Here is a 13,627-nt window from a genome sequence, read left to right as displayed (position 1 = left end):
ATGCTGTGGAAGTGCGCGTCATTTACGTTTGATTGCCAGCGTCCTATTATTATGGGTGTCGTAAACGTTACACCCGATTCGTTTTCTGACGGTGGGCAATTCAATTCTTTTGATCGTGCGCTTCAACACGCCCGCGACCTGCAAACACGTGGCGCCCACATCATTGACGTGGGCGGCGAGTCGACACGTCCCGGTGCACAGCCTGTTTCCGAAGAAGAGGAGCTTGTGCGTTGTATCGACGTGGTGCGCGCGCTTGCGCAAGAGGGAATGTGCGTCAGTATTGATACGCGCCATGCTCGTGTGGCTCGTGCGTGTGTTTGCGCAGGTGCAGCTATCATTAACGACGTTTCAGGTTTTCGTGATCCTGAAATGCGTAAGGTAGCTGCTGAGTGCAATGCTGGTTTGGTCGTTATGCACATGAAAGGCGATCCTACTACCATGCAGCAGCAAACAAACTACACGGATATCGTTGCCGAAGTGCGTGATTATCTGCGCGAACGCTGCAATCTTTTACAAGAAATGGGTATTGCACGTCAACGTATTTGTGTTGATCCGGGCCCTGGATTTGGTAAAACTGCCGAACAAAGCCGCACGCTTATGCGCAACTTGCAAGAGTTCGTGCATCTGGGTTATGCCGTCATGTGTGCACCGTCTCGCAAAAGCTATGTGGGCGCAACGTATGGCATCGAAAAGCCGCTCGATCGTGATGAAGCGTCGGCGCAAGAGGCTCTTATGGGTGCTGAACTGGGTGCTTGTGTTCTCCGCATGCACAATGTTGACGCTACGCAGGCCGCGCTGAAGCAGTTTCGGCCGCTTGCTGTTGTGGCACTTGGGTGCAACGTGGCGCTTGTCGATGACGCAGCGCAGGGAGTCGATGCGAAAATTGCCCAGCTGAACATGGCTATTGGTGCGCTCTGTTCGCTTCCCGATACCACGCTGGTTGATGCGTCGCGTTTTTATGAAAGCGAGCCTGCGTATAAGGAAGACCAGCCGGCCTTCGTGAATGCAGTGGTTGCATTGCGTACGGGGATTGCGCCTCGTGACCTGCTGAAATACCTGCATGCTATCGAGAACAGCTTAGGGCGTGTGCGCACAGAGGAAAATGGTCCGCGCACCTGCGATTTGGATATAATCGACTATCAGCTGTATGTAAGTGACGATGAGCAGTTGACGCTTCCACATCCGCGTGCGTGCGAACGCTATTTTGTGGTAGATCCTTTGCGTGAAATTATGCCGTCGTTTGTCTTTGCGAACGGCGTAAAACTTGCCGATGCGCAACCATGTTTTGGAAAAGCAGAAGCTCTTACACGAAGTGAGGCTGCGTATGAACCGCCAGCCGCGCAACAGGAATAATACGCCGTTTTTGAAGCGTACACCGGGCACGAATGATACTCCCATCCAGGAGACGCCACCGTGCGCAAACACCCAAACATGTGCAGATAGTTCCATGTTAAACAACGATATGTGGCACTCGGCACTTCATCAGTATCATGTACCAGCTTGTTTGTGGGATGAGCACACTCAAGCGCAATTCTTGTGTCCTACCGATGAACATAATAATCACGTTCACCTTGAGCCTGCGCTTGTTCCCAGCTTTCACGTTTATGAATTTCAAGAGGTGAGCTCTACCAATATCCTTATTAAACAAGCTATTGATGCCGATGCTCCTGAGGGTATTGCGGCGCTTGCGCATCAGCAACGGGCTGGTTATGGACGGCAAGGGCGAACATGGAACAGTCAACCAGGTGGAATGTATCTTTCGTTTCTGCTTCGTCCGCGCGTTCGGCAGGCCGAGTATCCGTCGCTTGCCCTGGTGGTAGGGCTTGCGCTGCGCAATTTTCTTGCCGAGCGTTTGAGGGGAACACCGCGTGAATCGCTTGCACCGTTTATGAGCGTGAAATGGCCAAATGATGTGTTGGCTCCTTGTATTGTGCCCCATAGAAACGTTATGCCTGATACATTTAACGTATTTGATGGAGCCAACATACCTGATACACCCGATGTATCTGATATAACCAACATGCCTGATGGAGCTCACTTACCCAGGGTCTCCGAGCTGGCATGCGTGCGTGATACCAGCTCTGCGCAACAGCATGCCGCGAGCGTGGAGCAAAACCATGCTACAAGCTTGACGCACATACATGGCAACAATACAGCACAAACAGATGTCGCTCGCTCTGAGCAAATACATGGCGCTCGTATGGTTCAAAAACCTTTCGCAGATGAGTACATAATGGGCAAGTTAGCAGGTATTTCGTGCGAGGTGCATCGAAATGCTTTGTGTGTTGGTGTTGGCTTGAACATTCAAGTTCCAGAAACCTGCGAGAGGGTACCAGCGTCAAGCACGTTATCGCAGCCCTTGTTTGCGCCTGCGTATTGGGAGCCCATCGCCGCAACGCAACGTCCCAGCACCTATGAGTATATTGCACACATTGCATGCGATTTTCTTGCGTATTTTTCGGCGCCGTATGCGCTTTGGCAGGAAAAGGGTTTTGCGCCTTTTGTTGACGCATACACAAAATTCTCGTATTTAACAGGCAAAATGGTTCATATCGTGAACCAAAACGGTACCGAGCACGCGCGTGGACGCGTAACAGGCGTTCATCCAAGCGGTTGTCTGTTAGTCAACGCTTGTTCAAACGCTCGTTTAATTTCGTCAGGTGAGGTACATATTACGCATATATCGGACTACCATAGTAAAAATGGGAAATGAGGAAGATATATGACAGACTTTACTGTGTTAGATCCATCATGCACGAAATCTAAGGACGATACCTATCAAACTGTTGCACATAAACAAGCAGCACCTGCTTCTCCTGACAACAATCGCGCGCAAGATAAGCGCGTGTCACGCCTGGGAACAAGCCCTTTGGGAGGCTTGATTGCAGAATTTGCGCTTCCTGCTATTACAGGGATGATCGTAAGCGGCGCATATGCTGTTATCGATTCGGTATTTTTAGGGCAAGCAATGGGCTCTTTAGGGCTTTCTGCTGCAACCGTTGCTGCTCCGTTTATGATTCTTATTGTTGCGTTTGGTGTACTTATCGGAAATGGCGGTAATACGCTTGCTGCTTTGCGTTTGGGCGAAGGAAAAGTAGACGAAGCCGAGCGTGTATTAGGCAATACGGTGCTGCTTTGTCTTGTATTGGGCATTTCAGTATTTGTTGCGGTGTGTATACCTGCGATTATGGATGCCCTGCTTGCGATTTCAAGTGCAACGCCCGAAGTAGCGCCGTTTGCGCGTACATTCATTACGATTATCGCTGCAGGTATGTTTGTGCAGATGATAGGCATAGGAGTGAACAACTTTATTCGTAGTGCTGGTGCACCTAATCGAGCACTTATTACGATGCTCATTGGTACCGTGGTGTGTATCATCGCTAATTACCTGCTGGTATTACGTTTCGGTTTGGGTGTTGAAGGAAGTGCACTTGCCACTGTTATTGGACAAAGTGTTACTGCCATTTCAGTATTATGGTATTTCACGAAAACGAAAAACGTAGTTTTTCGCTTGCGTGTGAAAAATATGCGTCCGCGCGTACATCTTATAAAAACCATGATTGTACTGGGAGTTCCAAGTTTTATTGTGCAAATTGGGATTGCAGTTTTGTGCGTTGTACTTAACGTTCTTATTGTGCAATATGGCGAAACAAGTACCATAGGCACCGTCGGAGCGTTGGCGTCTATTGGTGTTGTTCAGCGTGTTGCGCTGTTTACTATTTTGCCGCTTGTGGGCATTACGGTAGCGATTCAGCCTTTGCTTGGGTTTAACTATGGCGCAAAATTGTATGCCCGCGTTAAATCGACGCTTATGTATGGTATCGTTATCAACTCGGTATTTTCCATTGTTATGTGGCTTATTATTAGGATTTTTCCGTACCCTATTGTGCAAGCGTTTGGCATATCAAACCCCGATTTACTTGCTTATACCGAATTTGCGATGCAGGTGCAATTGTTTATGTTGCCGCTGGTAGGCTTTCAAATTGTTGGATCAAACTATTTTCAAGCAACAGGTCAGCCTATTATTTCGATCATTTTGTCGCTTATGCGTCAAATGCTGGTGTTAGTTCCTATTTTGCTTACTATCAATTTGTGGATGCCGCATTTATTTCCCCAGTTTACGCAACTTGACTGTCTCAATTTTGCTATGCCAATCTCCGATATTATTTCAACAACGGTAGCGCTTATTTTTGTTATTCGTGAAGTACGTCGATTAAACAAGGCTATTAAATAAGGCAGGTAATGTGCTTCAAGCGCGATTAAGCCTAAGCGCAACGTAACACGGTGCACCGTAATACAGTGCACCGTAACACAATTAAATCATTTTGAAACATTAGATTCTTAGTAATTTTATATAATGCAGCTATGGTTATTCATGTAAGGAGTATCTATGGCTCATTCCTACGAATACAAGCATGCGAATACACAATATTCTTGCAGGTCACATAAGCATTTATGCATCGAAGCCTCCTCGCCATCGCATGCAGTAGCACTGTTAGCGCTTACCATTGCGTTAATGGTAGTAGGCGCTTGGATTAGCGTTCCTTTAGGGCCTGTGCCATTTACGCTGCAAACATTTGCTTTGATGCTGGCACTTATGATACTGCCGCTGCGTTTAAGTGTTGCTGCTACAGCATGTTATTTGCTACTTGGAGCTATCGGATTGCCTGTTTTTGCATCTATGCATGGAGGTCTTGGCATTTATTTTGGGCCTACAGGTGGTTTTATCTGGGGATTTTTTCTTGGAATGGTTATTGCTGGTGCGCTGTGCTATGCGCTTGAGAATGTTGTTCATAACTTTGTTGTAACACGTGCTATAGCTGGTGTTGTATTCTCGCTGGTTGTACACGTATGTGGACTTATGCAATTTATGGCTGTTATGCATGCAGACATTGTAAAAGCGCTGATGGTTACTACTGCTCCTTTTGCAGTAGTCGATGTGCTTAAAATAGTAGTTGCTGTGATAGTTGCCAGCGCTGTTGTTCGTGCGCTGCGTCATCGCGCCGCTTAAGTACTGTCTGGCGTTGCTCAATTATGCCGCCATTATGAAGTGTGATTACGCTGCCACAATGACGCGTTATTTTATACGCCGCCACCTGAGTACCGCCGAGTGATGTCCTATACGCTGCCACAATGACGCGTTATTTTATGCAGCGCTGCTATGAAGCGTCAGTAATTGATGGGATTGCAATAATAAAACAAGCACCGCCACCAGCCCGATTAACAGCCTCAACAGTTCCGTCATGCTGTTCGACAATGGTTTTTACAATCGATAAGCCAAGCCCTGTGCCGCCAGTTGTGCGTGCACGCGATGCATCGGTACGGTAAAAACGTGCAAACAGCAGTTTAGGATCAATATCGCCAAATCCCGTCCCATCATCTTTTACTTGAATGACAGAGTTGCCTTTTAATCCACACAGCTCGATATCAATATGTCCATGAGGCTCAATGAAGCGCGATGCATTTTCAATAAGATTGGTAAGCGCTTGTTTTAATTTGTTTGCATTGCCTAAAATGTCCGGTGCTTCGCCGGTAATTTTTACGTTAGCTTTGCGATCGTGCAAAATAGGTTGCAACGTGTTTACTACTTCGTTTGCAATAGTGCGTAAATTCACGCGCGCAAGATCAACGTGGACATTATCATTTTCAAGACGTGTAAGCGATAATAAGTCGTTTACCAGGTCGGATAGTCGCGTGCTTTCCGTAATGATAGTGTTTTGGAAACGCTCGCGCATAGCGGGGGGTAAGTCGGGGTCAAGCAACATTTCTGCTGTTCCACGTATGGCGGTAAGGGGAGTGCGCAGTTCATGCGCTGCATCGCTTACAAATTCCGCCTGACGCTTTTCTTTACGCATTAAATCGGCGCGCTGATTGTTTGTTTTTTTAACGAGTGCTGCCAAAATCGAGTTAATAGTATCTACTTCATCAAGATAGCCCTCAGATCGAAAAATAGGGCATTGACCTGCTCGGTAAGCTTCGAGTTTCGCAGCTAAACTTACCAGCGGTTCCGATAAGAATCCACCAATAATAAGCGATAGCGCAAATGAAATTACTGCAACGGGAATAAGCAAGAACATCGCGCGCGCGGTAAGGTGCCCTAATACAATGCATGCCGCAAGCACAAGAGAAGTTGAGAGCACCACCAACAGGGTGCACATAAAAGCAAAATATGTTTGCAAGCGTTTGACGATCTTGTCCTTTGTGTATGCTATTTACCAGCGTTTATATAACGCGGAAGCGATAGCCGTAACCGCGTACGGTTTCTACGAGCGTTGGATCGTAGCCTGCTTTGCCAATTTTATCGCGTAGACGCTTGATGTGCGTATCAACAGTTTTGGTTTCAGTAAGAAATTCCCAACCCCATGCGTCACGAAGCAAATCTTCACGTGAAACTACTTTGCCCGCTTGTTTCATAAGGCTTGCAAGCAGCTCAAATTCACGTGGTGTTAAGTCGAGCGAGCCGCTTTCACCTGTTGCGGTATGCGAGTCTTCATCAAGGGTAATACCACTCACGCTTATTGCGTTATTCGTGCCTGAACCTTCAACTCCATTGCCACGACGAAGCAGTGCATGAATACGTGCGATAAGTTCACGAACGCCAAAGGGTTTCGTAAGATAGTCATCGCCGCCAATTTCAAGACCTACTACCTTATCAAGTTCAGTATCGCGTGCCGATAAAAATAAAATTGGTGCGCTTGAAATAGAACGTAAGCGACGGCACAGTTCAAATCCGTCCATATTCGGTAGCATAACATCGAGAATAAACAAATCGTAGTTATTACGTCGTGCAAGCGCAAGTGCTTCTTCGCCATTTGCGCTTTCATCGGGCGCATATCCCTCTTTACGCAGTGCATAGGTAACAAATTCCGTAATAGAAGCTTCATCGTCCACAACAAGCACGCGCTTAAGTGAATCAGCCATATATGCTCCTTATCATGTTAGTGATAGCAATACGTTTACAAACAACATTCTTTCCTTTTGTATAATATAACGATTTAGGGGCTTATTCGGCGTCATTTTGTAAAAAGGTGATTTTATGTTGTTATGTGTTGATGTAGGAAATACGCAAACCGTGCTTGGGGTGTACGAACAATCACATCTTCGTGTGATGTGGCGTATTTCAAGTGAAGCGCATCGTAGTGCCGATGAATTAAAGTTGAGCATTAAAGGTTTGTTTGCTCTTGATGCTATTGATTGTAACAACGTGCAGGGCGCTGTTCTTTCGTGTGTTGTTCCATCGGTAAGCGCTGCATGGATTGAAGCATTAAACAGTCTTTTTTCACAAGAAACGATGATATGCAATGCATTAACAGTTCCCGAACAGCTTTTCAAAACAACGTATCCGCGCAAAGAAGAGATTGGTGCTGATAGAGTGGCCGATGCCATTGCAGCGCGTTATATGTTTGGTGAGCCAGTTGTGGTGGTTGATTTTGGTACTGCAACGAATATTGAAGTTATCGATAGGCAGGGATATTTTGTTGGTGGCATCATTGCGCCAGGCGTCAATACTTCAGCCGATGCGCTGTTTGCTCATGCGCGAAAGTTAAGTTCAACAGAGCTCTTTGCACCTGATAAGCCTATTGGTTGTAGCAGTGCCGATGCTATTCGTTCGGGTATTGTATTTGGTGAAGCTGAAAAAGTATCGGGCTTGTTAGCGCGCGTTTCTCAGCAGCTTGGATACAGCAGTCATGTGGTAGCAACAGGTGGCTTGGCTGATGTTGTGGTACCTCATATGCGCCAGCATGTTGCTGTGTGTCCGTATCTTACGCTTGAGGGAATGCGTATTTTTCATGACAGTACAGCACGCTAAGAGACTTTAGGTGTGTGGATCGGATGCAACGATTGAGAATTTCAACGAACAAAAAGGAAACAATACCTCGTTTATTCTGCTATAACTTCATATTTGTCGACTAAAAGCATATGCGTATACGCTACAATAACGCCACTTTAAAAGTTGTTTGTTAGTTATTGTACAAGTAAGGAGTTGCATTTATGTCTCACGTGCAAGCAAAACATTTGAAACATATGCTCGTAGGTGCCTCATGCGCATGCGCTCTTGCGGCATGCGTATTTGGCGTAAGTGGTGTTGTTGGATTGTCTCCGTTAGCGGATGCGCATGCTGATCAAGGTGTTGAACAACCACAGTCTTCTACTGCTGACTTTCGTAGTTTTATTACGTTTAGTGGTCAAAGCGCCTTAAATGATATTTATACAACGTGTAAATTTGCATCATATAACGTTTTCGATGGCGTGAACGATGCTGCAACACTTGATCATGTGTCTGATGCATTATCTCAAATTAAAGCCGTAAATGCATATCGAGCAAGCGTTGGATTACCCGAGCTGCGTATTTCTGCTAAGCTGATGGTGCAAGCGCAGTGCGATGCTCATTATGCTGATAAGAACATTGCACATCCTCAGCAGTTCAATGTTGGAGAAAACTTAGCGTGGACGTATAACACCACTGATGGTTATTCCTTGTGGCTTGGAGAAAAAGCTGATTTTGACACGCTTGCTGCACAATATGGCGGACAAAATTTAGTAGGGCGCGCTGCCTACGATTTCTATACCGCGCACCAACAAGATATTGAACATGCGCTTAATGATTTGCGCACGACGAAACCAAATGCACAAATTGGGCACTACTTAAATCTTATTAATCCGAATTATTACGCAACAGGCTTTGGCGTATGCACGTATGGTTCTACCAATGGTTGGATCGCCGCAAGCCAAGTGTTTGACTTGCAAACACCTAAGCTTGCTCTTGGTTATCATGTTGTAGGCACCGTTCCAGAAAGCAATGAATCGAATACACAAACTGTTGCCGATTTTGAAGCGCAATGGAATGCGTTTAAGGAGCGTGTACAAGGTCAGTTAGAAAGCGATGCTCATTCTCAAAATGATGCAGGAGAATCTTCACCAGCACAATCAGACCAGACAGACCATACGAATACCGCAGACGATAGTCAAAACACCACCTCTACAACAAACGATTCTCCAGCTACCAGCGCCGATGCGCCGTATTTTCCTGAACTAAGCGCGCTTAAAGGTAATCGTATTTCTGGTGCTTCTTATGCGCAAACAATGCAGGCAATTAGTCAAGCAGCTTATCAAAGCGCCGATGTTGCTATTCTTGCTACGAAAAATGGCTATTGGGATGCGTTATCTGCTAGCGCACTTGCAGGAGCGCATCATGCGCCGTTGTTATTGTGCGATTGGGACGCTGCACCTACACAGACCATCGATGAGCTGAAGCGTTTACACGTAAAAAAGGTTATCGTATGTGGTGGAACAGCTGTTGTTCCTGATCATGTTATTGCACAGCTTAATCGTGAACTTCCGTCAGTAACGGTTGAACGCGTATTTGGTAACTGGGCTGATGATACAGCGGTACGTATTGCGGAGCGTATTCAACACGCCGATACTTGTTTTGTTACGACGAGTGCACATTATGCCGATGCGCTCAGCGCTTCATCGCTTGCGTATGCGAAGCAATTTCCTATTTTCTTAACGAATGAACAGAATGTGTTGAGTGATACAACGCTTGCTGCTATTCATCGTTTGGGTGTTAAACGTATTGTTATTGTGGGAGGAACTGCAGCGGTTTCCGATAACGTACAAGCACAATTGACGCACATGAACCAAGCAGCGCAATTAGGTGCAGACATTATGCGTGTAGCGGGAGAAACGTGGTACGATACCTCGCGCGCGATTGCCGATTTAAGCCTTGCATGTGGCTTTAGTGCGAACCGTGTTGGCATCACTACCAGCTGGGGATACACTGATGCTCTGTGCGCTTCAGCGTTGTGCGGATCGCTTGGAGCGCCACTTCTTCTTGCTGATGACACTAATCCCAAGGTAGTTGCTGAGTTTTTAAGAGATAACCACGATACAATTTCACAAGTAAATGTATTTGGCGGCGACGCTGTTGTTGGTTCATTTACGTTGCACAAAGCTCATATTTCTTTGTAGTAAAGCTGCCTTGCTGGCGTATTGCTTTGTATATGGTGATAGTATAAAAAGCCGCTAAGCGTATGAGTCCTTGGCGGCTTGTTCGTTGATGTTCGTTATTAACGCAGGTACATGAATGCCTATGAATGCCTGGTGACGTATATGGTAATGGGGCGTTAGCATGAGTAGTTTCCGTGTGGTAACGTGTGCGCTCCATTGCGTATTTTCCGTGTGGCACGGTAAGGCTGAGCTCAGGAATTTCCGTGTGGTAATGTGGGCGTTAGCTTTTCTGGTTCCTGTGTGGTACTATCGAGATACAATGATATAAACGCAGTTCAAGGTGGTTATGTGGATACTTCATATACAAGCGAACAGCCGCGCTGTAATGAATTGAACAGCAATGATATACAAACGTGTGCTGATACGTGGAACGTACAATGTTCAAGCGCCAAACAGCTTCAAAACGTAGCTGCGCTGCTTGCACCATATGTGCAAGCAGGTGATATTATTCTGCTTGAGGGCGATCTTGGTGCTGGCAAAACGTGTTTTACGCAAGGGCTTGCGCATGCAATGGGTACGCACGATGACGTTGTAAGTCCTACCTTTAACTTGCTGTTATCGTACGCAACGCACGGAATTCCTCTCTATCATTTCGACTTATATCGTCTTGATACGTACGAACAGCTTGATGATATTGCGTTTTACGAAACAATCGAGGGCGATGGCGTATCGTGTATCGAGTGGGGAGAAAAGTTTATTGACGCGTTAGGTGATGATATACTGCGCGTTTATATTTCTGTTGATGAACAGCAAAATCGACAGGTTCATATACAAGCTACAGGAGCTCGCAGTGCGCATGTATCTAAAAGCTGGCATGACGCGTATACACAGTTGTAAGGTGAAGGATTATCGATGAGCAAGTCGTATGTTGTAATGTTTGACACTTCAAACGAAGTAGTAACGGTTGCGCTTGCACGTATAGTGCTGCACGATGGACGCTGCGCACTTGAGTTGTGTGACAGCGATACGTGCGCTGCTCATCGTGCATCAAATACGCTGCTTCTACCAATGCTCGATGCGCTTTTGAAAAAACATCACGTTGACCATAGCGATCTTCAATGTGTATGTTGTGGTCTTGGGCCTGGTTCTTTTACTGGTGTTCGCATTGCGCTTGCTACAGCGAAAGGCATTGCGCAATCACTCTCTATTGGCTTAATTGGCATTTCAACGCTGGACGCATTGGCTTGGGGAGCATGGCATGCTGGCACACGAGGTGCGCTTGCAGTGGTATGTGATGCGATGCGCAAAGAGGTATATCCTGCGTGCTATACCTTAACTGAACAGGGAGTGCAGCGTCATACCAGCGTATGTGTGATGAAAGTTGCACAAGCGTATACCTTTTTGCACGACACACGTGCGTCACTTTCTCATTCGGCAGGGGGAAGCGGTAGTGCTGATGTGTCATGTTCCAATTCGAGTGCGTCACAGTCTGAGGCTACGGCGTCGCTTTCTCATAACGCGTTAACGTGGGCTATTACTGGTGATGCGCTTACAAAGTATGTCGATGAGTTTTCATCGTTTGGCAGCATGCTTCCAGAAAAGCTGTGGAATACCAGTGGTTGGGGCTTGTTGTTGTGCTTGCAACAGGAAATCGATAGTGCGCGCGTGGATATTTTCGATGCTGCTCGCCATAATCCTGCCTATGTTTTACCTGTTTACACGCGTCTTTCTGATGCTGAAGAAAATGAGCGTGCCCGTTTGAGCTCAACTGATGCGCCGCATAATGCCACTTCTGTTTCAGTACCTGCGTTTGTATCAGCACGTACGCCTGATGGCGTGTCTGCCGGCACGTCTACGTACGATTGCACACTTCCTGCGTCTGGTGTGAGTTCGACAGTTGCATCGCGCGATATTGTGTTGCCTGATGAAAATGGTGATGGTGAAAACGTTGTTGTGTTTCTGCCGCTTGATGCAGCCAGCATGAATGCTGTTGCAGCGTTAGACGCGAACGTTATGCCAACAACTCCCTGGACAAGCGAGCAGTTTCTGAGCGATTTGCGCACGAGCGGTCATGTGTGGTGGGCTGCTTATGCGCTGAATACGCACCGTAACAAGCGTACATTACTTGCATACGCAGGGTGTTTAGTAGCAGGCGATGTAATGGAGCTGCTGCGTATTGGCGTAAGCTGCGCACATCGTCGTTGTGGGATTGCACGCGAGTTGCTCACACGTCTTGCTGATGATGCTCGCAATTTGGGAGCCACAACGATGATGTTGGAAGTGTCCGCAGCTAATGAAAGCGCGTGCGCTTTTTATGAGCGCATTGGTTTTACGGAAGTTTCACGCCGACCTGCATACTATTCAAACGGTGACGACGCTCGTATTATGCAAGCTCCGTTGCTGGTATCAGGCTTTCAAACAGGCGGTATGGAAGTGTGCGAGCATGAAGAAACGGAAGTTGCTCTGCACTCAGCATCAGCGCCAACGGCTTGCATTGCTACGCGTAACGCTTCTTTGCCCAGTGCATCCGCCATCAGTGATAACGCTCCAAGCACTTCTCATACCGATACTGCTTATAACACTGAAGGTGCTGTTCATACACTTATTTTTGCGGTTGAATCGTCATGCGATGAAACAGCCGCAGCGCTTATCGATGGCGCAGGAAATTTACTTGCCGATGTTGTAGCATCGCAGATTGATTTTCATGCTCGTTTTGGTGGCGTTGTTCCGGAAATTGCAAGTCGCAAGCATATTGAAGCAATTTGTGGCGTTGCGTCTGAGTGCATGGATGCTGCACGAAAGCACATAACACCTCGTGAAGCGTCAATGTTTTCATGGAAAAGCCTCGATGCGATAAGCGTTACGTATGCTCCTGGCTTGCTGGGTGCGCTTGTGGTAGGTGTTGCGTGGGCAAAAGGTGTTGCGTGGGCGCTTGAAATTCCCGTGATTGGCGTTAATCACCTGGAAGGGCATTTGTACGCTAATAAAATTGGAAATGACTGGCTTAAGCCTCCGCTAGTTGCCTCGCTGGTCTCAGGTGGAAATACCTTGCTTGTTCATGTACAAGCGTGGGGGTCGTATCATACGCTTGGTTCAACGATTGACGACGCCGTGGGCGAAGCATTCGATAAAGTTGCAAAGGCACTTGGCCTTGGATATCCTGGTGGACCTCATATTTCTCGTCTTGCAAAACAGGGCAATCCGCGTGCAATTGCGTTCCCGCGTGCAATGCTGCACTCGGGCGATTATCGCTTCTCACTTTCGGGCTTAAAAACAGCTGTTATTACCTACATCAACAATGCAAAACAGCGTCATGAAGAACTGCCTGTGGCTGACATCGCGGCAAGTTTTCAGCAGGCAGTAATCGATGTACAAGTTGAAAAAAGTCGTACAGCGTTGCGCGAAACGGGTGCAAAAGTGTTTTGCTTAGGTGGCGGTGTGGCTGCAAATCCGCAGCTACGTCGTGCGTACGAGGAGATGTGCGCTGAAGAAGGTGTGCGTCTTGCGCTACCGCCTTTGCGTTCGTGCGGCGATAATGCGGGCATGATTGCGCTTGTAGCATACGATCGCTATAAGCAAGGGAAATTTTTCAATATTGGGTTTGATCCTCAAGCGCGCTGTAATTTAGACGAGCCGTATTAAGCGCCACACGCTCGACTGAACACACACTCGACTG

The 13,627-nt window shown here is 47.0% G+C and carries 10 protein-coding genes; 8 read left to right on the top strand and 2 right to left on the bottom strand.

Features of this window, described 5'->3' with window-relative positions; genetic code table 11:
* The 4 genes from folP (at position 1) to HMPREF3190_RS06995 (ending at position 5,011) form a co-directional block, all read left to right on the top strand.
* Positions 1–1,353, top strand: a complete 1,353-nt coding sequence (gene folP, locus HMPREF3190_RS07010; RefSeq protein ID WP_066781682.1) for a dihydropteroate synthase — start codon at positions 1–3, stop codon at positions 1,351–1,353.
* Positions 1,325–2,713, top strand: a complete 1,389-nt coding sequence (locus HMPREF3190_RS07005) for a hypothetical protein (RefSeq protein WP_066781679.1) — start codon at positions 1,325–1,327, stop codon at positions 2,711–2,713. Before folP ends, HMPREF3190_RS07005 begins: the two co-directional genes overlap by 29 nt.
* Positions 2,714–2,722: 9 nt before the next feature.
* Complete coding sequence (locus HMPREF3190_RS07000; RefSeq protein ID WP_082715227.1) at positions 2,723–4,234, top strand: MATE family efflux transporter; 1,512 nt, start codon at positions 2,723–2,725, stop codon at positions 4,232–4,234.
* A 156-nt stretch (positions 4,235–4,390) separates the two neighbouring features.
* Entirely contained in the window at positions 4,391–5,011 is a 621-nt protein-coding gene (locus tag HMPREF3190_RS06995) for a biotin transporter BioY (protein WP_066781677.1), read from the top strand.
* Positions 5,012–5,159: 148 nt separating this feature from the next.
* Here the strand turns inward: HMPREF3190_RS06995 and HMPREF3190_RS06990 are convergent, their stop codons facing one another.
* A complete protein-coding gene (locus HMPREF3190_RS06990; RefSeq protein ID WP_449675192.1) occupies positions 5,160–6,158 on the bottom strand; it encodes a sensor histidine kinase in 999 nt (332 codons plus the stop codon).
* A gap of 64 nt (positions 6,159–6,222) precedes the next feature.
* Positions 6,223–6,921, bottom strand: coding sequence for a response regulator transcription factor (locus HMPREF3190_RS06985; RefSeq protein ID WP_066781675.1), 699 nt, complete (start codon positions 6,919–6,921; stop codon positions 6,223–6,225).
* Positions 6,922–7,036: 115 nt separating this feature from the next.
* Between HMPREF3190_RS06985 and HMPREF3190_RS06980 the strand changes: the two genes are divergently transcribed.
* From HMPREF3190_RS06980 to tsaD, 4 genes are all read left to right on the top strand, one after another.
* The gene (locus HMPREF3190_RS06980; RefSeq protein WP_066781673.1) at positions 7,037–7,810 is read left to right on the top strand and encodes a type III pantothenate kinase; all 774 of its coding nucleotides are present in this window, start codon (positions 7,037–7,039) and stop codon (positions 7,808–7,810) included.
* 182 nt (positions 7,811–7,992) lie between these two features.
* Positions 7,993–9,972: a cell wall-binding repeat-containing protein gene (locus HMPREF3190_RS06975; protein ID WP_066781671.1), complete on the top strand. Its 1,980-nt coding sequence runs from the start codon at positions 7,993–7,995 to the stop codon at positions 9,970–9,972.
* A gap of 327 nt (positions 9,973–10,299) precedes the next feature.
* Complete coding sequence (tsaE, locus tag HMPREF3190_RS06970; RefSeq protein WP_449675198.1) at positions 10,300–10,848, top strand: tRNA (adenosine(37)-N6)-threonylcarbamoyltransferase complex ATPase subunit type 1 TsaE; 549 nt, start codon at positions 10,300–10,302, stop codon at positions 10,846–10,848.
* Between the two features lie 15 nt (positions 10,849–10,863).
* Positions 10,864–13,593, top strand: coding sequence for a tRNA (adenosine(37)-N6)-threonylcarbamoyltransferase complex transferase subunit TsaD (gene tsaD / locus HMPREF3190_RS06965; protein ID WP_066781668.1), 2,730 nt, complete (start codon positions 10,864–10,866; stop codon positions 13,591–13,593).
* The last annotated feature ends 34 nt before the right edge of the window (positions 13,594–13,627 follow it).

Source organism: Umbribacter vaginalis (assembly GCA_001552935.1).
Classification (GTDB): domain Bacteria; phylum Actinomycetota; class Coriobacteriia; order Coriobacteriales; family Eggerthellaceae; genus Berryella; species Berryella vaginalis.
Note: the sequence above shows the minus strand (reverse complement) of the source record. Positions and strands in the feature narration are given on the sequence as shown.